The sequence below is a fragment of the Sorangium sp. So ce363 genome, from assembly GCF_051520435.1.
Lineage (GTDB): Bacteria > Myxococcota_A > Polyangia > Polyangiales > Polyangiaceae > Sorangium > Sorangium cellulosum_B.
The window spans coordinates 4,455,841-4,478,716 of record NZ_CP150333.1; the positions used below are offsets into that span (position 1 = coordinate 4,455,841).

13 protein-coding genes are annotated in these 22,876 nt (G+C 68.0%); 11 read left to right on the plus strand and 2 right to left on the minus strand.

Annotated elements, in window-relative coordinates; genetic code table 11:
* Positions 1–32 precede the first annotated feature (32 nt).
* Positions 33–3,125, plus strand: coding sequence for a DUF3427 domain-containing protein (locus WMF12_RS16970; RefSeq protein WP_437872572.1), 3,093 nt, complete (start codon positions 33–35; stop codon positions 3,123–3,125).
* A gap of 202 nt (positions 3,126–3,327) precedes the next feature.
* On the opposite strand, the gene WMF12_RS16975 is transcribed toward WMF12_RS16970, so the two are convergent.
* Positions 3,328–4,176 (minus strand): GIY-YIG nuclease family protein, encoded by an 849-nt coding sequence (locus tag WMF12_RS16975; RefSeq protein ID WP_437872573.1) that lies wholly within the window; start codon positions 4,174–4,176, stop codon positions 3,328–3,330.
* A gap of 50 nt (positions 4,177–4,226) precedes the next feature.
* Positions 4,227–4,442: a hypothetical protein gene (locus tag WMF12_RS16980; protein WP_437872574.1), complete on the minus strand. Its 216-nt coding sequence runs from the start codon at positions 4,440–4,442 to the stop codon at positions 4,227–4,229.
* Between the two features lie 8 nt (positions 4,443–4,450).
* Between WMF12_RS16980 and brxE the strand changes: the two genes are divergently transcribed.
* The 10 genes from brxE (at position 4,451) to WMF12_RS17030 (ending at position 22,805) form a co-directional block, all read left to right on the plus strand.
* Positions 4,451–5,074 carry a BREX-6 system BrxE protein gene (gene brxE / locus WMF12_RS16985; RefSeq protein WP_437872575.1) on the plus strand — a complete coding sequence of 208 codons (624 nt, stop codon included), beginning with the start codon at positions 4,451–4,453 and terminating at the stop codon, positions 5,072–5,074.
* 17 nt (positions 5,075–5,091) lie between these two features.
* Positions 5,092–5,877: a DUF1819 domain-containing protein gene (locus tag WMF12_RS16990; protein ID WP_437872576.1), complete on the plus strand. Its 786-nt coding sequence runs from the start codon at positions 5,092–5,094 to the stop codon at positions 5,875–5,877.
* On the plus strand, positions 5,874–6,512 hold the full coding sequence (locus WMF12_RS16995) for a BREX protein BrxB domain-containing protein (protein ID WP_437872577.1): 639 nt from the start codon (positions 5,874–5,876) through the stop codon (positions 6,510–6,512). Before WMF12_RS16990 ends, WMF12_RS16995 begins: the two co-directional genes overlap by 4 nt.
* Positions 6,513–6,520: 8 nt before the next feature.
* Positions 6,521–10,150, plus strand: a complete 3,630-nt coding sequence (brxC, locus tag WMF12_RS17000; RefSeq protein WP_437872578.1) for a BREX system P-loop protein BrxC — start codon at positions 6,521–6,523, stop codon at positions 10,148–10,150.
* A gap of 3 nt (positions 10,151–10,153) precedes the next feature.
* Positions 10,154–14,149 (plus strand): BREX-6 system adenine-specific DNA-methyltransferase PglX, encoded by a 3,996-nt coding sequence (pglX, locus tag WMF12_RS17005; RefSeq protein WP_437872579.1) that lies wholly within the window; start codon positions 10,154–10,156, stop codon positions 14,147–14,149.
* The gene (gene pglZ, locus WMF12_RS17010; RefSeq protein ID WP_437872580.1) at positions 14,142–17,012 is read left to right on the plus strand and encodes a BREX-6 system phosphatase PglZ; all 2,871 of its coding nucleotides are present in this window, start codon (positions 14,142–14,144) and stop codon (positions 17,010–17,012) included. Before pglX ends, pglZ begins: the two co-directional genes overlap by 8 nt.
* Entirely contained in the window at positions 17,009–18,319 is a 1,311-nt protein-coding gene (gene brxD / locus WMF12_RS17015; RefSeq protein ID WP_437872581.1) for a BREX system ATP-binding protein BrxD, read from the plus strand. The genes pglZ and brxD overlap by 4 nt, the downstream gene beginning before the upstream one ends.
* Before the next feature lie 106 nt (positions 18,320–18,425).
* Entirely contained in the window at positions 18,426–20,528 is a 2,103-nt protein-coding gene (locus WMF12_RS17020; protein WP_437872582.1) for a DEAD/DEAH box helicase, read from the plus strand.
* Positions 20,529–20,859: 331 nt separating this feature from the next.
* Positions 20,860–22,095 carry an AAA family ATPase gene (locus WMF12_RS17025; protein ID WP_437872583.1) on the plus strand — a complete coding sequence of 412 codons (1,236 nt, stop codon included), beginning with the start codon at positions 20,860–20,862 and terminating at the stop codon, positions 22,093–22,095.
* Entirely contained in the window at positions 22,092–22,805 is a 714-nt protein-coding gene (locus WMF12_RS17030; protein ID WP_437872584.1) for a hypothetical protein, read from the plus strand. Before WMF12_RS17025 ends, WMF12_RS17030 begins: the two co-directional genes overlap by 4 nt.
* Positions 22,806–22,876 lie beyond the last annotated feature (71 nt).

Consider the following 22,876-nt stretch of genomic DNA (forward strand, 5'->3'; position numbering starts at 1 on the left):
ATGTGCGCTCGCCTGCCGTAGACTCGCTGGCCATGACGGCGAGCCGGCGCGGTCTCTACCAGGATTTGATCACCGAGGCGTTGGCTTCCGGCCTGCGCGAGCTCGACGCCAGCCTGGAGGTCCGCACTGCGGCGCTCCGGGCCGCTGAGGCCGCCGACCGTATCGCACTGCACCTGGGTCGCCTCGTGCAGCGCGCCATCTCCGGCGTGCCCGATGCAGAGCGTGTGGCCGTCGGCGTGGGTCTGGCGCGGAGGCTCGTCGAGCAGATCGACCAGGTGATCGCCGGCGCGGAGCTTCAGCCCGAGGCGCCCGTCGAGCCGGCGACGGTGCTCCACGCCATCGTCGGGCGCCAGCCAGACGGCAGGCCGGAGACGATCCCCGAGCCGCTCATCCCGCTCCTCGACACGGCGCTGCTCACCAACGCGCCTGGCGAGCCGAGGGTGGGCCACCAGCTCCTGACCGAGGTTCGCTCGGCGGACCGCATCGACGTCGTCATGGCGTTCGTCCGCCGGAGCGGCATCGCCTCGCTGCTCGAGGCGCTCCGCGTGCACTGTCAGGCGGGCCGCGCGCTGCGTGTGCTGACGACCACGTACACGGGATCGACCGAAGCGACGGCGCTCGAGGCGCTCCGCAAGATCGGCGCCGAGGTGTGCGTCTCGTACGACACGGGGACGACGCGCCTGCACGCGAAGGCCTGGCTGTTTCATCGCGCGTCGGGCTTCTCGACCGCCTATATCGGCTCCTCCAACCTGACGCACACCGCGCAAACGAGCGGGCTCGAGTGGAACGTTCGCGTGTCCGGCGCGCGCAACCCGGATGTCATCGCCAAGGTCGCCGCCGTCTTCGAGAGCTACTGGAACAGCGGCGACTTCGTGCCGTACGACCGCGCGGAGTTCCTTGAGCGCGTCGAGCACGCAACGAACGCGACGCCATTGGTGATGCTCAGCCCGATCGAGCTCCGCGCCGAGCCGTTCCAGGAGCGTCTGCTCGAGCAGATCGCGCTCTCCCGCGAGCGCGGGCATCACCGCAACCTGCTGGTATCGGCGACCGGCACCGGCAAGACCGTCATGGCCGCCATCGACTACGCCCGGCTCCGGGAGGCGCTCCCCCGCGCACGTCTGCTCTTCGTCGCGCACCGCGGGGAGATCCTGGAGCAGAGCCTCGCGACGTTTCGTCACGGCCTGCGCGATCATGCCTTTGGCGAGCTGTGGGTCGGCGGCCGTCACCCGCGGCGCTTCGAGCATGTCTTTGCGTCGATCCAGAGCCTCTCGGCAGCAGGGCTCGATGAGTTGGATCCGTCCCATTTCGACGTGGTGATCATCGATGAGTTTCACCACGCCGCCGCGCCTTCGTACCGCGCGCTGCTGGAGCGCGTGCGTCCCGTCGAGCTCCTCGGCCTCACGGCCACGCCCGAGAGGAGCGATGGGCTCCCGCTCCTCGGCTGGTTCGATGACCGGATCGCCGCAGAGCTGCGGCTCTGGGACGCGATCGATCAGCACCGGCTCGTTCCGTTCGTCTACTACGGCATCCACGACGGGCTGGACCTGCGCGATGTGCCCTGGCGTCGCGGGCGCGGCTACGACGTGGAGGGGCTCTCCAAGCTGCTCACGGCCAACGACGTCTGGGCCCGGCAGGTGGTCGCCCAGCTCGCCGCGCATGTCGATGACACGCGAGCGATGCGGGCGCTCGGCTTCTGCGTCAGCATCGAGCACGCGCGGTTCATGACGCGCGTCTTTCGCGAGGCCGGTGTCGCGGCGACCGCGGTGTGGGGGGACAGCGCCGATGACGAGCGGCGCGCGGCCCTCGCGGATCTCGGGGCGCGGCGGGTCAACGTTGTCTTCTCCGTGGATCTGTTCAACGAAGGCATCGACGTCCCTGCGGTCGACACGCTGATCCTCCTGCGCCCGACCGACAGCCCCACGCTCTTCTTGCAGCAGCTCGGGCGTGGCCTGCGGCGCAGCGCCGGCAAGACCGTTTGCACGGTGCTCGACTTCGTCGGGCACCATCGACGCGAGTTCCGCTTCGATCGCCGCTTCGGAGCCCTGCTCGGCGGGAGCCGAAAGGAGCTCGTTCAGCAGATCGAAAGTGGGTTCCCGTTTCTGCCCGCGGGCTGCCACATGGAGCTCGACCAGAAGGCATCGGAGCTCGTGCTCGACAACATCCGGCAAGCGGTGCCGTCGGGATGGACGGCCAAGGTCGACGAGCTGCGGCGGCTCGCCCGCAGCGGCGACGTGAGCCTTGCGCAGTTCCTCGAAGAGACCGGGCTTGAGCTCGAGGACGTCTATGCCGGGCAGAAGTCTTGGTCAGACCTCCGTGGTGACGCCGGGCTCCCGTCGCTGGGCGTGGGACCGCACGAACAGGCGCTGCGGCGCGCGTGCGGGCGGCTGCTCCACGTCGACGACTTCGTGCGGATCGAGGTGGTTCGCCGGCTGCTCGCGTCCGACGCGTGCCCCGATCCGGGGGCGATGAGCCTGCGGGAGCGCCGCCTCCTGCGCATGCTCGTCGCCACCGTGGCCGATCGCGCCATCGACAAGGCGACCACCCTTGCGCAGGCGTGCGCTCTCGTCTGGGCGCACCCCCAGGTGCGCGCGGAGCTCGTCGAGGTGATGGACGTGCTCGCTGCCCGCGTGGACCACGTTCACCGGGAGCTCGCGACCCATCCGGACGTGCCGCTCCAGGTGCACGCGCGCTATTCGCGCATCGAGATCCTGGCGGCGTTCGGCGTTGGGGGCAGCGCGAAGGTCGCGCCCTGGCAGACAGGCGTGTACTGGGCGAAGGACGCCCGCGCCGACCTGCTCGCGTTCACGCTCGACAAGACGAACGGGCAGTTCTCGCCGACGACGCGCTACCGCGACCATGCCATCAGCCGGCAGCTGATCCACTGGGAGAGCCAGTCGACCACCCGCGCCGAGAGCGAGACGGGGCAGCGCTACCAGCGGCACGAGGAGCTCGGCACGGCGGTCATGCTTTTCGCGCGGCTGCGCAGCGACGAGCGGGCCTTCTGGTTCCTGGGGCCGGCGAGCTATGTGCGGCATGAGTCCGAGTTGCCGATGGCGATCACGTGGCGGCTGAAGCATGCGCTGCCGGGGGACCTGTTCGCGTCGTTCGCGGCGGCGGTGGCGTGAAGCGAACCTCGCCCGATCCCGCGGACAAAGTGCGCGCCTGCGGTGCACCTAAGCGAACCACCCGCCGGCTCTCGTCTCGGCATTGCTCGGAGCTCGAACTGCCGCGGGAGTCTGAACCACAAGCCGGTCGTTTCGCGCCGCCATCGGTGAGACGACGGGACCGGTCATGAAGCTGCGCCCGCGTGCATCCGCAAGCGCCGCCTTAAGAGGCGTCGCTTGCTTCCGAAGCGACGAGCTTCTCCTGCCATTCCTTGTACGAGATCCCCTCGTTCTTTACCTTCCAAGCAACACGCCCGTTGAGCCCGGTGCCAGACACGACGGACGCTGCTCCAGAAGGTGAATCGAAGGCGTACTCCTGAGTGAACCGGAACAGGTTCGGGTTCCCGTTGGCCGGCACGAGTACCCCGGCGTCTCGAAGGTTCTTGCGAAGCGCGCGTGCTCCATCGCCGAGGGACTCGACCTCCCTCACTCGCGCCGAGGAGCCCTGACGGATGACGAACTGGCCATCGCGCACGACGCACTCGGCCCTCGCGTCCTCCCATCGAAGCTCGAGAACTATCTCGTTCGTGTCGCCCGTCGGGTCCGGCTTGGGGGCGACGTCCGCGGTAAACACGCTCACGCCGAGCGTCGGGAGGAGCAGACGGACGTTATCGAAATACGTCTCCATGTCGGCGGTGTCGGCCTCGGGCAGCTTTCCGCCGGTCGGCTCGTTCCCGTTGTAGACTTCGGCGCGCTTGGCCTTCCTGATCTCCCGGACGAGCGCGGCCTCCAGCCAGCGCACGTGAGCCTTCGTGAGGTTCTCGTCCTTCGAGACGAACATGACCACATGCGTCCAGAAGTCCTTGTTGCTGTCATGGCTCGTGAGCCGGCTCCATACTTCGTCGCCCTCGCCAACGTACACGCTCATCCCGGATGTTGCGGTCTCCGACGGGCCGACGAGGATGTAGATGCCGGTCTTCCTCACCTCGGGGCGTAGCGCGAGGCGAGCGAGATCCGTGCGAGGGCAGACGAGGGCCAGCCCGGTCCAGTTGCCAACTTCGGCCGTGCGCATGCCCTGGGGACTGCCGTCGATCAGAAACAGCCGTACGGAGCGACCCGGCATTACGCTGACCTCTCCCTGTCGAAGATTTTCTGCCGCAGCTTCATCATGTCATCGCGCAGGTCCATGAGATACGAGCTCATGGGGTGGAAGCAGGTGGGAAGCTTCCCGCTCTCGTCCCACCGGTGCACGGTCGGCAGACCGATGCCGAGCAGCTTCGCGGCCTCGGCAGCCGCGAACAGCTCGGCCGGCTCTGGTCGGTGGCGACGACGGGGCATGAGGGGTGATGCTAAGGAACCTTGATCAGATCGGCAACCTGCGCGTAACGTCGACCGTCCGCATGGCAACCCTGGTCCCCGATGAGACGCTCGACGCGATCCTGGCGATGCAGGTGACGATCGCGTGGGCGGGTGAAGGTCGTTGCTCGCCGCGCCGCCTCGGCTGGTGGGACACGGATCTGATCGACGACGCGGGCGGCGGCGACCTCTTCGCGCGGCTCCTCCCGCAGACGCATGTCTGGGCGTCCCTCGAAGCGGTGCGCGAAGCGGCCCGGCGGACCGACGCGAAGGCGCGCGCCAAGATGGCCGATCCCGACAAGCTGCGGACGCTCTACTTCCTCGGCTTCGAGCTGGACGAGCAGCTCGGAGATCGCTTCGCCGCCCACAAGCGCTCGGGGCGCCTGCCCGCCGAGGTCCTGCCGCTCCCGCTGCCCCTCACCGCCGACTTCGCCAAGGAGAAGCTCGCCTCGGCGCTCCAGGGAGGCGACGCGGCGTTCACCACGGTCCCGGGAGGCCGGCAGATCAAGGGCAAGCGGCCGGACGCGGCCGACGTGCTCGTGAGGCGCCTCGGCGCCGCGCTCGTGCCGCTCGCCGAGCACTACCCGCTGCCTTTTTACAAGCTGGAGGGGTGACCGCTAGGGTGGAGGCCGTGACGATCGCGACAGACCCCACGGGCGCGCCGGCCGAGCGCCCTGCCGAGGCGATGGAGGTCCACACGCGCATCCTGCGCCTCGCCCTGGGGATCGAGGACTCGCGCGCGTACTGGGAGCACATCGACCCCGCGGTGCCCGCCGTCGAGCGCGCCCTCCTCGCCTTCGAGCAGCGGTGGTTCGGGAGCAAGAGCCTCGAGCGCGTCCGCTTCCTCCTCTCGAGCTTCGTGCACCGCTACGACACCTTCCCGGAGGCGCTCGGGGTGCTCCGGCGGTGGAGCTCGATGGACGCCTCGACGAGACAGGTAATCTGCCACTGGCACCTCCAGCTCTCCGACCCGCTGTACCGGCGATTCACGGGGATGTTTCTCGTCGAGCGCCGGGCCCTGCGGGATCCGAAGGTGGACCGGGACATCGTGCTCCGGTGGGTGAAGAACGAGTTCCCCGAACGGTGGTCCGCGGCGACCTGCGTGCAGTTCGCGAGCAAGCTGCTTTCGGCCGCGTCCGAGGCCGGCCTCCTCTCGCCGAAGCGCGATCCTCGGGCGCTCCTCCTGCCCAAGGTGCCCGAGCTCGCGCTCGCTTATCTGCTGCACCTCCTGCGAGGTGTCCGCTTCGCCGGGACCCTGACCGAGAACCCCTATCTTGCATCTGTGGGCCTCGTGGACGGCTTCCTCGATCAAAGGCTCCGCGCTCTTCCGGGGATCCAGTTTCGCCGGATGGCGCACCTCACCGAGTTCGAATGGGAGGCGCCGACGCTCGGCGCCTGGGCGGAGGCGACGCTATGACAGAACCCCTCTTCCAGCGGGATTCGCTCGACGAGGCCGTCGCGGCGCTCAAGCACGATCTGCTCGCCGCCGATGGTCCCCAGATCAGCACGATGCGGAATTACCGCTTCGCGATCCTTCCGTATCGCCCCAAGGACGAGTTCAAGCTCCGGCAGCTCATGCGCCGCCTGACCGACGAGCTGCGCGCGGAGGGCTGGGGGGTCCTGCCCATCTCGCTCCAGAAGCTTCTGCTCGATCGGATCCGGGCGACAGGGGAGGCGAACGTGGCGGCGCTCATGAGCCGGGAAAAGCGGCTCCACGAGAAGAGCCCCGAGCGAGCGTTGGAGTACCTGCGCGACAAGATCGCTCCCCACATCGAGGGGCCGAACGGGATCGCCGCCGACGTGGCAAAGCTCATCGCCGACTTCGCGCAGCAGAACCCGGATCGCGCCGATCGCACCCTCGTCCTCATCGGCCGCGCCGGCGCGCTCTATCCCTTCTTTCGGTCGTCCGCGCTGCTCAAGCACATTGACGGCAGGACGAAGAACATCCCCGTCGTGCTGCTGTACCCGGGCGAGCGCAAGGACACGACCGCGCTCTCGTTCATGGGCGAGCTGGACGCCGATCGCGACTACCGCCCCCGTATCTACCCGTGAAGGCTGCCATGAAGATCCGAGACCTCTTCGTCGCCAACGTGACCCGGGACATCCCGCCGGTCGTGTACTTTCACGAGCAGTCCCCCGCGAAGCTCCAGGACGAGGTCCGCGAGTACATCATCACGGGCGGCTACCACGAGAACGACCCGCGCGCGCGGCGGGTGAAGTCGGGCATCCACGAGCAGTTCGTCCACCTGCTCCGGGGGATCGCCCACGAGCTGGTGAAGAAGAGCGGTCCCGAGCTACCGGCGTCCTGGATCTCGGGCTTCTACGGCTCCGGTAAGTCGAGCTTCGCGAAGCTCCTCGGGCTCTCCCTCGACGGCGTGGTGCTCCCCGACGGGACGCCCCTCGGGTCCGCCCTTCTCCAGCGGGACGACTCCCCTCGGAGGGAGGAGCTCGTGGAGGCGTGGCATGCGCTCGCGAAGCGCGTGAACCCGATGGCGGTCGTCTTCGATATCGGCGGCGTCGCCCGCGACGGCGAGCACGTCCACTCGGCCGTGCTCCGCGTCGTTCAGGCGCGGCTCGGGTACTGCTCCAAGAGCAACCTCGTCGCGGACTTCGAGCTGCGCCTGGAGCGGGACGGCGAGTGGGAGACCTTCTTGCAGGTCGCGCGGAAGACGCTCGGCAAGGACTGGGAGGTCGCGAAGGAGGAGGAGCAGGCCGACGACCACTTCTCGCACGTCCTCCACGTCATGAAGCCGGACCGCTACCCCGATCCGACGAGCTGGATCGACAGCCGGGCGGGCGTGCGGACGGGCGCGGGCACGAGCGTCCGCGAGGTCGTCGAGGCCATCGACGCGATGATCCACGTCCGCGACCGCGAGAAGAACAAGACGCTGTTCATCGTCGTGGACGAGGTGAGCCAGTACGTCCACCAGGACGAGAACCGGATGCTCAAGCTCCAGTCGTTCGTGTCGGAGCTGGGCCAGCGGCTCAAGGGGCGCGTGTGGCTGCTCGCGACCGGCCAGCAGAAGCTCGAAGACCAGGCGGAGAGCAACAACCTCGGCAAGCTCAAGGATCGCTTCCCGACGCACCTGCGGGTTCACCTCAGCAATACGAACATCCGCGATGTCGTCCACAAGCGGCTCCTCAAGAAGAAGCCCGAGCTGGAGGGCACGCTCCGGGACCTGTTCCAGAAGCACCGCGGGGATCTGAAGCTCTACGGCTACGGTTGCGAGGAGATCACCGAGGAGGATTTCGTCGAGGTCTACCCGATGCTCCCCGGGCACATCGACCTCTTCATGCAGATCACCACGAACCTCCGCACGCGCTCGAGCCGCATCCAGGGCGACGACCACGCCGTCCGTGGCCTCCTGCAGCTCCTCGGCGAGCTGTTCCGGGAGCAGAAGCTCGCGGACGGCGAGGTGGGCTCGCTCGTCACGCTCGACGCCATCTTCGAGGTCCAGCACTCGGCCCTCGACGCCGACGTGCAGACGACGCTCGCGCGCCTCTTCAACGACCCGCAGGTCCGCGACGACGCGCTCGCCCAGCGCGTCGCGAAGGCGGTCGCCCTCCTGGAGCTGATCCAGGAGCAGACGCCAACAATGCCGCCGCTCGTGGCCGCCTGCCTTTACAGCCGGCTCGGCGAGGGCAACCGCGTCCAGGCGGTCACGGAGGCGCTGGAGAAGCTCCGCTCGCTGAGCCTGCTCTCCTACTCCGAGAAGCATGGGTTCAAGATCCAGAGCTCCGCCGGCCAGGAGTGGCAGCGGGAGCGCGACGACATCGGCGTCACGCAGGAGCAGATCAGCAAGATCGCCCAGGAGGCGCTGAAGAACCTCGTGGGCTCGATGCAGGAGCGCGTTCGATGGAAGGGTCGCCCCTTCCCGTGGACGCTCTGGTTCTCCGATCAGCGACACGCCCACGACGTGAAGCTCCAGGACGCCCGCGAGGACTCGACCGTGGCTGTCGACTTCCGCTTCCTCGGCAAGAAGGAGGAGCGGGCCTCCGCGGTCTGGGTGCCGAAGAGCGACCAGGAGCAGCTTCGGAACCGCCTCGTCTGGGTCGTTGGCGAGTCGGCGACGATCGAAGAGCAAGCGCGGCAGCTCGCCCGCTCGGACCGGATGCTGGAGCGCAACCGGCCCCGCCGTGAGTCCCTCAGGCCGGAGAAGCAGCGCCTCCTCGCCGAGGAGGAGACGCGATTCGACGAGCTGGAGGCGCGCGTCCGGGCCGCCGTGGCCGAGGCCTTCCTCGAAGGCACCGCCTACTTCCGCGGGCAGCCGCTTCGTCCCCGGGACGCCGGGAGCGCGTTCGGCCCGGCCCTCGCCGGCATGGCCACGCGGCTCCTCCCTGACCTGTACCCGCACTTCTCGGAGATCGCGATCTCCCCCGCGGAGCTGAACCAGCTCCTGGAGAAGGAGCTGACGGGGCCGTCGACGAAGTTCATGGACGGCGGGCTCGGCATCCTCTCCCTCGACGCCGGCAAGTACGTCCCTTCGTGCGCTGGGCTCTACCCGACGCGGATCGCTCAGGAGATCGCGCAGCACGGCGGGCTCTCCGGCCAGACGCTCGTGGCTACGTTCGTGAGCCCGCCCTACGGGTACGCGCCCGATCTCGTGAAGGCCTGCTGCGCCGGCCTCTTGCGCGGCAAGAAGATCCGCATTCGCACGGAGCAGGGCACCGAGATCAAGTCGCATCAGGATCCGGGCGTTCGCGACCTCTTCAAAGGCGATCGGGAGTTCCGGCGGGCCGAGTTCTTCCCGGCCACGGAGGGGGAGGTCACGCAGAAGGACCGCATCGCCATCCGGAAGCTGTTCGAGAAGTACCTCCAGGTCGACCAGGACCCCGAGGACGAGCCGATCGCCGACACCGTGTTCCTCCACTTCCCGGCGTACCGCGAGCGGCTGAGGGAGCTGGAGCGGCGCTTCGACGCGCTCCCGGGGCGCCCGACGGCCCCGCAGGCGCTCCAGAAGTTCGGGCGCGCCCTCGAGGACTGCTGCCGCTCGCGGTTCGTCCAGCAGACGGTCCTCGAGGTGAAGCGGAACCTCGATGCCCTCCGCGACGGCCTGGAGCAGGTCGGGGTGTGCAGCGCGGAGCTGACGCCCGGTGCGATCGAGACCGTGAATCATGCCGCGCGCATTCGGGATCACGAGCTGTCGCAGCTCCGCCAGATGGAGGAGCTCTCGGGGATCGAGGACGACGCCTCGGTCGTGGCGAACCACCTGTCGGCCGCGCGGCCGTGGCGTGAGGCGAGCCAGCTCAAGCCGGCCATCGAGCGCGTCCGCGCCCGCTACATCGAGGTCCGCCGGGGCCTCCTGAACAAGCAGAACGCGCAGGCCGAGGCGGTGAGGGGCCGTGTGAAGACGCGGCCGGGCTTCGCGCAGCTCAATGCCGACCAGGCCCACCGCGTGCTCCGGCCGGTCGCCGAGGTCCTTGTGGACACGACGGCGGAGGCCATCTCACCCACGCTGGTCGAGGTGCGGGACCGCTTCGCGAGCCGCATCCAGCCCGCCGAGGAGCTGGCGAACGACCGGCTCGACGAGGAGCTGAGCAAGGAGACCGATCGGCAGGTGGTCAAGGTCGAGACCCACCTCCGAGGCCGCGAGGTGGCCAGCCGCGAGCAGCTGCGCGCGGTCTTCAGCGAGCTGGAAGACCGCATCGGCCCGCTCCTCGACCAGGGCGCTCGCGTACGGATCGTTTGAACCATGCCGCTCACCCCCGAAGCCAAGAAGCTCCTCGCAGAGACGATCCGAGGGACGGCGCAGGACCCCGAGAAGGGCATCCGCGCGCGGCTCCTCCGCGCCATCCACGACGAGGCCGACCGGCGCTACCGGCTGTCGGTGCCCCTCGGCGACGCCGGCCTCGACGAGGTCCACCGGAAGCGCCGGGAGCGCATCGAGGCGTGGATCGACGAGCGCGCGCGGGCCACGAAGCCGAAGAACAAGGCCGAGCTGAAGGCGACGAAGGAGCGCCTGCTCGCCCAGGCCGAGAAGGAGGCGGCGGCGACCGTCGTCAACCGGCTCGTCCTGCTGCGCCATCTGGAGGCCCTCGGGCTCTCCAGGCCAGGTGTCGTTACCGGGGGGTGGAACAGCAAGGGATACCGCGAGTTCCGCGAGTTCGCGCCCACGCTCTGCGCCGACGGGACGACGGACGCGACGGAGGGGTATGGGACGCTGCTGGAGCTCGTGTTCGATGAGCTGGCGGTCGACCTGCCCGGCGTGTTCGGCGATGTGGGGTTGACGCGGCTGTTCCCGATCCCGGCGGCGACGCTGCGGGACGTGATCGAGCGGCTCGACGCGCCGGGGCTCGTCTCGGCGTGGACCGACGACACGACGCTCGGGTGGGTCTACCAGTACTGGAACGACCCGGACCGGGAGGCGCTCGACGCGAAGATCAACGGCGGGGGGAAGATCGAGCCGCACGAGATCGCGTCGAAGACGCAGATGTTCACCGAGCGCTACATGGTCGAGTGGCTGCTGCAGAACAGCCTCGGACTGACGTGGCTGGCGATGTGCAAGAAGCACGGGTGGACGGCGGATGCCGAGCGCGTCCTGCCGGTGCTCGACGACCGCAGGGCCGAGTGGCGGAAGAAGCGCGAGGCCGGGGAGGTGGCGCTGGATGCGCTGATGCCCATCGAGGGGGAGCTGGAGGAGCACTGGAAATACTACGTGCGGCAGCCGATCCCCGACGATGCGGTCGAGAAAGCGCCGGAGTCGGTCCGGGCGATCAAGATCCTCGACCCCGCCTGCGGAAGCGGGCACTTCCTCGTGATCGCGTTCGACCTGCTCGCTGCGCTCTACCGCGAGGAGGCACGGCATCTCGGGACGACGGTGACGGACCGCGAGATCGCGGAGTCGATCCTGGAGAAGAACCTTCATGGCATCGACATCGATCCCCGGGCGGTCCAGATCGCGGCGGCGGGGCTGTACCTCAAGGCGAGGTCGCTGGCGAAGACGGCCAGGCCGACGAGGGTCAACCTTGTCGCACCGGTCCTTCAGCTGGCAAATCTGCCGGCCGACGATCCCGCGATCGTGGCGCTGCGGAGGGATTTGAAGCGCGAGGTGGGGATCCCCGAGGAGCTGACCACAAGGCTTCTCACATCGCTCGCGGGGGTCGACTACCTCGGCTCGCTGCTCAAGGTCGACACCGCCGTCGAGGAGGCCATCAAGAACGTCGAACTGGAGTTCGAGCGTACCCACGGCCAGGGCGACTTGTTCCGCGGGTTCCCGGCGCAGCAAGTGAAGCTGTCCGTCGGGGCAGCGAAGGCGACAATCCTCGAGAAGCTGGAACAATTCCTCGCGAAGCACTCGAAGTCGGGGGATCTCGGGCTTCGCCTCGACGGTGAGCAGCTCGCGGCCGGGGTTCGGTTTGTAAGGATGGCCAAGGAGAGCACCTACGATATCGTGGCGGGAAATCCGCCGTACCAGGGGCTCTCGAAGACCAACTCGTTCGGGTATGTCGTGGCGACGTACCCGAAGAGCAAGGCGGACCTCTACGCTGCGTTTCTGGAGCGAGGGTTGGAGCTCACACGGCCAGGGGGAGCGTCGGCACTCCTTTCCATGCGGGGATGGATGTTCCTTGGGCAGTTTGGCGAGCTTCGCAAGCATCTCCTGAAGACGAACGATCTCAGAGCCATCGGCGATTTCGATCGAGGTGCTTTCGACGAGGTGCCAAACGAAGTGCTGGCCGTCTGCGTCCCCGTATTCCGCCGGGCGCCCCATCCAGGGATCCCAAGCGTCGCGATGCAGCCGACCCCACTCGACGACATCTCCTACGATCGTCAGCGAACGAACCGCAAGCGGGCGGCTGTTCTGGTTCATGTTGGGCGCTATGAGTTCAATCCGCGAAGCTTCGACGTTATCGAGGGCGAGCCGATCGTTTACTGGTGGAGCGAGGCGGAAATAGGCGAATATGCTGACCTGCCGAAGCTGCGCGACAGATCCCCAACGAGAGAAGGCGTTGGCACGCGTAACGATCCTCGCTTCTTGAGACGGCCCTGGGAGACAGCGTTTGCGACGCTATGGTTGATTCGTGTCAATGCGCCACCAATCGCCCGGGGGATGCAGCGTCGGTGGGTGCCGTTTATCAAGGGGGCAGCAGGTCGCGCTTGGTTCGAGCCGCTTGAATTTGTGGTTAATTGGTACGGCGAAGGTATTGAGATTGGTACTTTTGCGAGAAGTCGATTTGGTCGCGGAGCGGCCTTTTACTTTCGGCCGGGTATTGCGTTTACGGATACTGGTGCAGTATTTGCGGCTCGTGTGCATCGGTTTAGAAGCGTGTTTGGTGATAAGGGTACATCGGCGTTTCCTGATAATGTTTCGGATGTTCTCTGTTTGCTTAATTCTTCTAGTACACGGGAGTTGCTTCGAGCTCTGGCGCCTGGGATCGATTTTCAGCTTGAGGATGTTAAGCGGGTGCCCGTTCGCTCCGTGGAGGCTTCGCAAGGAATTCTTGAACAGATGGACTTGGCCTTTTCCGAGCACGAGTCGCATCGCGAACCTTCCGTTGAGTTCCGCCGCCCTGGTCGCAGCCCTTGGAGGTACGCGCAGGCGTGGGCTCAGAACGCTGTCGATCGAGCCGAGGGGTCGCCGCTTCCACCATACGAGCCAATGTACGATGCTCCGACACCGGAGAGCTTCGTCTCATTCGCGGTCGGCGTTGCCCTCGGTCGCTTTGGAGCGAATGGCGAAGGCATCCTCGACGTAGGCCTTGCAGGTTCGCTCCCGAGTGGAATCCTCTTCGTCTCATCTGAGGGAGGCGACAGCATCGACCAAGCCCTCTGCGGGCCAATCGGCCCGGTCTGGAAGGATCACGGAGCTGCGGTGGGCGACGGTGACGACCTCCGGACCTACTTCCGCAAGTCGTTTTTCGAATACCACCGAAAAACCTACGAAAACCGCCCGATCTACTTCCCGCTCTCCTCGTCGAAGAAGAGCTTCGTCGCCTTCATCTCGATCCACCGCTGGGCCGATGACACCCTCAACATCCTCCTCGCCGATCACCTGGTGTCGACGAAGCGTCGCCTCGAAGGCGAGCTAGACGACCTCCGCACCGCCCGTGCCTCCGGAACCAACAAGGCCAAGGCCGAGCGGCGTTTCACCGAGGTGCAGAAGCTCCTCGAAGAGCTGAACGACTTCATCGCCAAGGTCACCGAGATCGCGGAGAAAGGCCCGCCGCCCCCGGACGACAAGACACCGAAGCGCGAGGTCGACGCCCGCCACGTCATGGATCTCGACGACGGCGTGATGGTGAACAGCGCCGCCCTGTGGCCGCTCCTGGAGCCGCAGTGGAAGGACCCGAAGAAGTGGTGGAAGGAGCTGGCGACCGCCCAGGGGAAGAAGGACTACGACTGGTCCCACCTCGCGGCCCGCTACTTCCCGGCGCGCGTGCGCAAGAAGTGCCACGACGACCCCTCCCTCGCCGTCGCCCACAAGTGCTTCTGGGAGCTGCACCCTGCGAAGGCCTTCGCCTGGGAGCTCCGCCTCCAGGACGAGATCCGCCCCGAATTGACCATCGACGAGCCCGGATCCAACAAGGCGCGTGCCAAATTCCTCGCTGAGCACGACCGCGAGGCGCGCGAAATCCTGGCCAAGGAGCTGAAGCGCCGCGAAAGGAAGAACGCGGCCGCAGCAGACGACGACGGCGGCGCCGGTCCGCTGTTCGAGCAGGACGAGAACGCCCCGGAGGAGCCCGATGACTGAGCCACGCGACCCCTCCACGACCGGGCGTGGCCCGGTCTCCGCCGCCATCGAGCAAGAGGTCCTCGGCGAGCTCCGCCGCCAGGGCATCGTCGTGTGGCTCGACAAGGACGCCCACTACACGCGCCTCGTGGACGACCTCGCGGCGAAGCAAGCCAGGGGCGAGTTCCCGTTCCCCGTGGTCGGCTTCCGCGGCAGCTTCCTCGACCTGCTCTTCCACCTGGAGCACTTCGGGAGCGGGCTCGACAAGCAGCCGCTCCTCATCCACATGCCGGGCTTCAACGAGGACACGATCCGCAAGACGCCCGTCCTGGAGCTGTACGAGCCGGGCGTCCGGTTCCGGAAGGCGCTCGACACCTTGATCCGCGAGGCCGCCGCCGCGCGCCTCGCCCCCGCCGAGGTCGAGAAGCTCGTCGCGAAGCAGCCCACGCTCGAGGAGGCCGACGCCTGGCTCACCTCTGCCGTCTCGCAGAGCACCTTCGGTCTGGCCGCCGCTCTCGACGAGTTCGGCCCCCGGATGCTCGCGGAAGCCCTCGCGCAGCCCGGCGCGCTCGCGCCCCGCGTGTCGGGCCCCGAGGAGATGGCGATCCTCCGGAGCTACATCCACAAGCTCACCGGGATGGACGAGGCCTGGGAGGCCTTCTACGCGGGCGAGCGAGAGGCCAGGGAGCTCGACCGGCTGCTCCACCAGCTCGTCGGCTGGGTGCTCACGGTCGAGTACGTCAACGACCTCCGGCGCCCCGCCCACGACGAGCACCTGCGACGCCTCCGGAGCCTGTCGGCCCCGCTCGTGAAGGCGTGCGGCGACCTCGCGGCGCAGCTCCGCAAGGACAGCGCGGATGCCTACGCCCGGATGGCCGATGAGGTCGAAGGCTTCCTCGCCGAGGAGCTCGCGGCGATGACCCCGGACGACCTCGGGCAGATCGACACGTTCCAGGAGGAGGAGAACCGCGTCCTCACGGGCGCTGTCGACGCGCTCCGCGCCGGCGCGTGGTCGAAGGCGAAGGCCTGGTGCGAGGTGCGCCAGGGGGAGCGGTCGTTCTGGCTCCAGCGCGACCAGCTCCGGCGGTGGGCGTGGAGCCTCGTGGCCGAGGCCGCCGAGTTCGGGGAGACGCTCGCGCGCCACCCGAGGCCGTTCGAGGGCGCCCGCAGCCTCGATGAGGCCGTCGAGCGGTACGCCGCGTCCGCCTTCGAGGTCGACCGAGCCCACCGGCGGTTCGAGCAGCGTCGGCTCGCTCTGCTGGACTCGCGCCTGCCTCACTACGGCGCCCTCCGCGAGGTGGCCACCGAGCTCCGGCGAGCCCACCGCGCCTGGGCCGACCAGCTCGCGAAGGACTTCGCCGCCCTCTGCAAGGAGCACGGCTTCCTGCCGTCCGCCGACCTGCGGCAGCGGAGCCTCTTCGAGCAGGTCGTCCACCCTCTGACGCTCGCGAGCGAGAAGGTCGCGGTCTTCGTCATCGACGCCTTCCGCTACGAGATGGCGACCGAGCTGGTCGAGGAGCTGATGGGCGCCGGCACCGTCGTGGACCTGAAACCCCGGCTGGCCGAGCTGCCGACGATCACCGCCGTGGGGATGAACGTCCTCGCGCCGGTAGCACAAGGCGACCGGCTCACCGTCGCCGGACGCTTCGAGGGCTTCAAGACGGGCGAGTTCACGGTGCGCAATCCGGAGGATCGCGCGCGCGCGATGGGGATGCGGAGCGCGGGGAAGCCCGCCCTCCGCCGGACGCTCGCCAAGGTCTGCGAGGACAGCACGGCGGACCTCACGAAGCTCGTGAAGGCGCACCAGCTCATCGTGGTCCACTCCCAGGAGATCGACGACGCGGGCGAAGCAAACGTCGGGCTCCCCACGTTCGAGTCGACGCTCCGGCAGATCAAGGCTGCCTGGCACCATCTTCAGCTGGCGGGCGTGAAGAGCTGCGTCTTCACGGCGGATCACGGCTTTCTCCTCCAGGACGAGACGACGGAGGTCCGACCGTTCGGCAAGAAGAGCGATCCGCAGCGGAGGCACGTGCTCGACGAGCACCCGCGCGCCGAGGCCGGAATGGTCAACGTGTCCGTGTCGTCGCTCGGGTACGAGGGGCTCTCGGGCTACCTGCTCTTCCGGGACGACACGGCCGTCTTCGCGACGGGCAACGCGGGCGCCTCGTTCGTCCACGGCGGGAACAGCCCGCAGGAGCGGGTGATCCCGGTGCTCACGGTGACGAGGAAGCGCGCCGAGCAGGGCGGCTACGCGGAGTACGCGGTCGAGGTCGAGCCCCAGGACGACGTGGTGGGGCTCCACCGGCTGCGCCTGCGGATCGGCTTCGCCCGGCAGACGACGACGAGCCTCGGGTTCGCCGCGGCGCGCGCTGTCGATCTGGCGCTCCGGGTCCCCGACCGCCCTCAAATCCGCGTGATCATCAAGGACGTGGCAGGGCCGTCGTCGCTCAGGCCCGGGCGCTTGCAGGTGACCGTCGGCGAGGCCTGGACGGAGGTGTTCTTCGGCCTCGAAGGCCCCGCCGACGAGCGCGTCCGCGTCGAGGTTTACCACCCGGACAGCACCGAGAAGGTCCACGGCGCAACGCCCGACCGGTGGTACGCGGTGAGCGGCACCTCCCGCGGGACGAAGCCGCCCACGATCCCGCCGCCCGCGCCGGAGGGGTGGGCCAGCACGATCGCCGACGAGGGCATCCGCAAGGTCTTCGTGCACATCGAGAAGCACGGCGTGATAACGGAGCCGGAGGTGACGACTCTCCTCGGATCGGCACGCGCCTTCCGGAGGTTCTCGCTGGAGTTCGAGACCCACTTGCCTAAGCTCCCCTTCAAGGTGCGGATCGAGCCCGGGGAGGGCGGCAAGCGCTACGTGCGAGAGGGTGACCGATGACGAGCCAACGAGACCGCGAGCACATCTTCGAGCGCCTCCGCTCCGGCGTCGTCCCGGAGCGCGGCCTGGAGGCGTTCGCCGTCGGCATCGAGAAGCAGCGGGCGGAGATCGTCCGGCTGCTCGACCTGGCCAAGGCGCGCGAGGGCGTCTTCAAGTTCCTGCGCGGCGGCTACGGCTGCGGCAAGACCTTCATGGCCCGGCTTGCGTTGCTCGACGCGCAGGCGAGGGGATTCGCCACGAGCTTCGTCGTGGTCTCGGACAACGACCTGCACTTTCACAAGTTTGACGACGTGTACCGGAAGGTCGTCCAGGAGCTCGGGACCAGCTCGTGCCCGCGGGGCGCCCTGGGCGACATCATCGACCGCTGGATCGCCACGGTCGAAGCTGCGCTCATCAGCGGGGGGGCCGACGAGAACGCCCCCGACTTCGATCAGAAGGTCCAGAAGCGGATCGAGGAGGACATCACCTCGATGACCGGCGGCAAGGCCCCCGAGGATTTCGGGCGCGTGCTGCGCGAGGTCTTCAAGCTGAAGCAGGCGGGTAAGGTGCGCGAGGCAGGGGCGCTCCTGTCGTGGCTTTCCGGGAGCGAGAATGTCAGCGCGTCCGAGAAGAAGGCGGCCGGCATCAAGGGCGACATCTCGAGCAAGGACGCGATGGCGTACCTCCAGGGGGTCCTGGAGATGGTCAAAGCGGCCGGGTACAACGGCCTGGTCATCGTCATCGACGAGGCGGAGACGATCCTGCGGATGCGCCAGGACGTGCGCGGCAAGTCACTGAACGGCATTCGCCAAATCATTGACGCGGCCGACCGCTTCAAGGGGCTGCTCTGGATCTTCACCGGCACGCCCGAGTTCTTCGACGCGCGCCGGGGCGTCGCGGGGCTGCAACCGCTCCACGATCGCATCCAGTTCCTGAACGAGGGCGGGCTCGTCACGATGCGGCAGCCGCAGCTGGAGCTGAAGCCCTTCGACAAGGGCCGCCTGAAGGACGTCGGCCTCCGGCTCCAGCAGCTCTACACGATGAGCGACCCGAACATCGTCGCTCAGAAAGTGACGCCGGAGCGGATCGAGTCGCTTGTCGACGAGGTGAGCCGGGGCTTCGGCGGAGACGTCGGCGTCGTTCCGCGTCAGTTCCTCCGCCGGCTCGTGAACCTTTTCGACACCGTGGCGGAGAACCCCGACGCATCGCTCCCCGAGCCGCAGCCCACCGTCGAGGAGCAGCGCGCGTCGGAGGGAAAGAGACCTTACGAATACCAGCCGGAGCCCGACGACGAGAAGGGCTATCCGGTGGCATCGGTGGAGTTCTGATCGGAGGGGGAGAGGACGCGATGCGGAGCCAGGAGGTTCGCGACGCGGTTCAACTGTCCTGCACGCGGCACGCGCCGGGAGGGCGGCGCGCGGACCGCGGGCGCACATGACGGCCTTCGCGCGCTTCCCGGCCCGCCTCCAGCAGGCCATCGTGTCCCGCCTGGGCTGGACCAGCCTGCGGCCCGTCCAGGAAATGGCGGGCGAGGCGATCCTCGACGGGAAGAACGCCGTGGTGCTCGCGCCGACGGCCGGTGGAAAGACGGAGGCCGCGATATTCCCGGCGCTCGCGAGCCTCGTCGAGCGCGAGCCCGAGGGCGTGGGTGTCATCTACATCGCTCCGATCAAGGCGCTCCTCAACAACCAGGAGGAGCGCCTGGGCACGTACGCCGAGATGGTCGGGCTCCGACGCTTCGTCTGGCATGGCGACGTCACCGATCAGGCGAAGCGGCGGTTCATCAAGGAGCCGGCGGAGATCCTCATGACGACGCCGGAGTCTTTGGAGGTGATGCTCGTCTCGCCGAAGTCGCCGGTGCAGCGGCTGTTCAAAGAGCTCCGCCTCGTGATCATCGATGAGATCCACGCGCTCGCAGGGACCGATCGAGGCGCCCACCTGATTTCTGTCATCGAGAGGCTCGCTCCGTCGAGCCAGAACGACGTCCAGCGCGTAGGGCTGTCTGCGACGGTGGGTAACCCCACGGAGATCCTCGCGTGGCTTGCGGGCTCGTCCAAGCGCGATGGCGTCGTCGTCGATCCGCCGAAGATCCCGGCCAAGCGGGACCTCTTCGTCGGCCTGCACGACAGCGTTGCGGGCCTGGCCGTGGAGGCTGCGGCTCGCGCTTCCGGGAAGAAGAGCCTCTTCTTCTGCCCGTCGAGGTCGCTCACGGAGAGCGTCGCCGAGCGGATGCGCGGGCGGTCCATCGATGTGTTCGTTCACCACAGCTCCGTGTCGCTGGAGGAACGCAGGGCCGCAGAGGAGCGGTTCGCGCACGGGACGAACGCCTGCATCGTCTGCACGTCCACCCTCGAGCTGGGCATCGACGTCGGCGACCTCGACCTCGTGTTCCAGGCCAACGCCCCGAGCTCTGTCTCATCGTTCATGCAGCGCATGGGGCGAACGGGCCGCCGGGCGGGCACCGTCGCGAACACGACGTTCCTCTGCGAGGATCCCGAGGCCGTGCTCCAGGCGGTCGCGCTGATCGAGCTGGCCCGGGAAGGCTGGGTCGAACGGGTAGCCAAGCACGAGCGGTGCTGGCCGGTGCTGGTTCACCAACTCCTCGCCATGACGCTCCAATATGGCGCAATCAGCGCCGAGCGCTGCTGGGAGCAGCTCGAGAAGACCCCCGATTTCCGGTCGATCACGCGGACCGAGTTCGACGAGATCGTCGGGCACATGAAGGAGCAGGATTTCCTCTTCGAGGCGGGAGGCCTGCTGTCCATGGGACAGAAGGCCGAACGGGCGTACGGCAAGAAGAACTTCATGGAGCTGTACGCCGTGTTCTCGTCGCCGGTGCTCTACCGTGTCGTGACGGGTGCGGGGCGTGACCTCGGATCGCTCGAACAGGACTTCGTGGATCGGCTCGTGGAACAGATGAGCTCGTTCCTGCTCGGCGGCCGTGCGTGGACCGTCGAGCGCGTGAGCCACGGCGATCGCGTCGTCGTCGTTCGCGAAGCTCCGGCCGGCGTGAAGCCGAGCTGGGGCGGGTTCATCCCGCAGCTCCTCGGGTTCGAGCTGTGCCAGAGGATGAAGCGGGTGCTCACGGAGGCCGTTCGCTACCCGTACGTCGACGAGCGCGGGATGAAGCACATCGAGGAGAAGCGAGGAGATCTGGGCGATCTGCTCCGGCGAGCGGGCCACGCGGTGCAGATCGACGGCAGCGTCGCCCGCTGGTGGACCTTCGCGGGAGGCCGTGTGAATCACACGCTCAAGTACGGGTTCGAGGTCGCGGAAGGTTGGAAGGTCGTTGCCGACAACTTTCAGCTTCGCATCGAGGGTGACGGGATCGGTCACGAGAGCGTTCGTGGGACGATCGGCAGGATGTCGTCATCGGCCTTCTGGGACGCACCCGAGTTGCGCCAGGCCGTGCTCGCCAGGTTGCCGGGCTACCGGCTATCGAAGTTCCAGGACTGCCTCCCCGAGAGATTCGCGTTGGAGGTCGTCGAGAACTTTCTGCTCGACGTCGCGGGGACGGTGCGGTGGCTGGCGGCGTAGTCAGCGTCCACACGTTTGTCGCGTTTCGAGGTCGATGCTGGCGCCGGTCTCCGTGAGGTCCCACAGGAGCGCGAACCACGGCTTCTTCGCGCCGGAGGCAGCCGCCTGCGCGGGGGGGTCTCCGAGGAGGCCCGCGACCTGCGGTCGCTCGCCGCCCCGTCCTGCGAGGCGCTCGGCGCCTCGTCGAACGCGGCGAACGGATCGTCCGGCGGCGCTCCGAGCGATCGGCCGCTGCGCAGCGTGTGGGAGTCTTGGGCCCGTCCCGGTGGCTTCGGCGTGCATGAGAGCTGGACGACGAACCGTATCCGCGCGATAGACGGCGAGCGCCGCCATGCTCGAGAAGATCCGCATCCAAGGCTTCCGTGCGCTCAAGGACGTGGAGATCTCGCTGCCTCCAGGCAAACCGCTGGTGCTCATCGGCGAGAACGCCAGCGGCAAGAGCTCCATCCTGGATGGAGTCGCGATGATCTGCGCGGCCGCGGGCGGGCGGGCCGGGCGGGCGATCCTCGATCGGGGCGGATGGGCCGCTGTCGCGTGGGCCGGGACGAGCACCGAGATCGAGCTGCTCGCCCGCTTCTCGGAGCGCTCGCCCGTCTTTCAGCGGGAGAGGGCGCCGGTCGAATACATGATCCGCTTCGGGAGCGTCCGGGCGAGCCCTACCGTCCTCGACGAAGAAGTCCGGGTTTACAAGAGCGGCTTCGACCAGCGTCCGTTCATCGCGCTGAAGGGCGGCGCCGCGTCCTGGGCGGCCAACGTCCAGACAAGAAAGAATGATGTCGTGGCCCCGGTGGAGTCGGACAGCGCGATGCTCACGAACTCCAGCCTCGCGGCTATCTCGGACGAGGTGCGTTACCCGACGCCGATGCACGTCAAGGAGGCACTGCAAAGCATCGCCTTCTATCCGTCGTTCGCCCTCGGCGCCGCCCCCGACGGCTCGGAGGGCGCGCACGAGCCCATCAACGCGCGGCCCGTGGAGCGGACGCGCCGCATCAAGCGGTCTGGGCGCGATCTCCTCAACGCGCTCCACACCCTCTCGCAGGAATACCCTGACACGTGGAGCGCGCTGCTCGCCGACCTGCAGGCCGTCTTTCCCTGGTGCGAGGAGATGCGATTCCCTCCCGGGCCCGGCCGAGGCGTGATCACCCTGACGTGGCGTGACAAGCGCTCGGGGGCGACCCTCTACCTCGACGACATGAGCGAAGGCATGCGCGTCTACCTGGCGACGCTCGCCGCGCTGCACGCGCCGGACAGCCCCGCGCTGATCGCGTTCGATGAGCCGGAGCGGAGCCTCCATCCCAGGGCGATGCGGCGGCTCGTGAAGGTGATGGAGTCGCGCGCGGAGAAGACCCCGATCCTGGCGGCCACGCACGCCGACCGCCTGCTCGATCACCTGGAGGACCCCGCCGCGTCGCTCGGCATCACGCGCTTTTCGAGCGACGCCGGCGTCACCGTGGAGACGCTCGACGGCGAGCTGCTCGACGCCTGGCTCAAGGAATATTCGCTGTCGGAGCTGCGTGCCCGAGGCATGCTGGAGTCGCCTCCTCAAGACGGGACGTCCGTGTCGTGAGATCGATCGTCATCGCCTACGAGGACGACTACCACGAAGAGCTGCACCTGCTCGTCAAGGCCATGCGCAGAGACCGTGGTCTTCCCGAGATGATCGTGGAGGGGAGACCCGTCCGCGGCACCGGCAACTTCGTGAACGAGGCGCCCAGGCTCCTGCGGACGCCGCTCAAGCAGACGAAGCTCCCGCCCGATCGCGTCGTTTGCCTCGCGGACGCCGACAGGCCGCAAAACCTCGTTCCGGGCGCGCGGCCAGCGCCCGCCGGAGGGGACGGCGCGGCGCTGCACCAATGGGTGATCGCCATCGAGGCGTCATGGAAAGACCACCTCGTGCGAGAATCTGCGCTCTCGGAGGAGAAGTCGTCGAGGTTGTACGTGCGCTGTATCCGCTGGAACAAGGAGAGTCTGCTCGTCGCGTGCCCCGACGCCCTCCTCGAGCACGCCGAAGGTCGCCGCGAACAGGTTCAAGAGCTGCTGGACAGGTGTGTCCCTCCTCCGGCGACGCTCGGCGCCGAGGAGTTCGCAGTCCAGTACCGCAAGCCGGCGGAGTGTCTGGACCGGGTATTCCAGATCATCTCCGAGCGGCGCTACAAGAAGGGGCGCGACGACGAGGATCTCCTGCGCGTTCGGATCAGGCCAGGCCCGGCTCGACGCGCCGAGGTTCTGAGCCGCTGTCCGGATCTCGGTCGCCTCCTCGACGTGCTCGGGCCTTAGGTGGGGCCGAGGAGGGAGCTCGCGCGGTTGGATGGAAGCGTCGCGACCCTTCATGTCGACCAAGATGCGCA

Excerpts from the sequence above, each read along its gene's own strand:
- WMF12_RS16970 (WP_437872572.1), top strand. The coding sequence starts at position 33 with ATGACGGCGAGCCGGCGCGGTCTCTACCAGGATTTGATCACCGAGGCG.
- WMF12_RS16975 (WP_437872573.1), bottom strand. The coding sequence starts at position 4,176 with ATGCGCACGGCCGAAGTTGGCAACTGGACCGGGCTGGCCCTCGTCTGC.
- WMF12_RS16980 (WP_437872574.1), bottom strand. The coding sequence starts at position 4,442 with ATGCCCCGTCGTCGCCACCGACCAGAGCCGGCCGAGCTGTTCGCGGCT.
- brxE (WP_437872575.1), top strand. The coding sequence starts at position 4,451 with ATGCTAAGGAACCTTGATCAGATCGGCAACCTGCGCGTAACGTCGACC.
- WMF12_RS16995 (WP_437872577.1), top strand. The coding sequence starts at position 5,874 with ATGACAGAACCCCTCTTCCAGCGGGATTCGCTCGACGAGGCCGTCGCG.
- brxC (WP_437872578.1), top strand. The coding sequence starts at position 6,521 with ATGAAGATCCGAGACCTCTTCGTCGCCAACGTGACCCGGGACATCCCG.
- pglX (WP_437872579.1), top strand. The coding sequence starts at position 10,154 with ATGCCGCTCACCCCCGAAGCCAAGAAGCTCCTCGCAGAGACGATCCGA.
- pglZ (WP_437872580.1), top strand. The coding sequence starts at position 14,142 with ATGACTGAGCCACGCGACCCCTCCACGACCGGGCGTGGCCCGGTCTCC.
- brxD (WP_437872581.1), top strand. The coding sequence starts at position 17,009 with ATGACGAGCCAACGAGACCGCGAGCACATCTTCGAGCGCCTCCGCTCC.
- WMF12_RS17020 (WP_437872582.1), top strand. The coding sequence starts at position 18,426 with ATGACGGCCTTCGCGCGCTTCCCGGCCCGCCTCCAGCAGGCCATCGTG.
- WMF12_RS17025 (WP_437872583.1), top strand. The coding sequence starts at position 20,860 with ATGCTCGAGAAGATCCGCATCCAAGGCTTCCGTGCGCTCAAGGACGTG.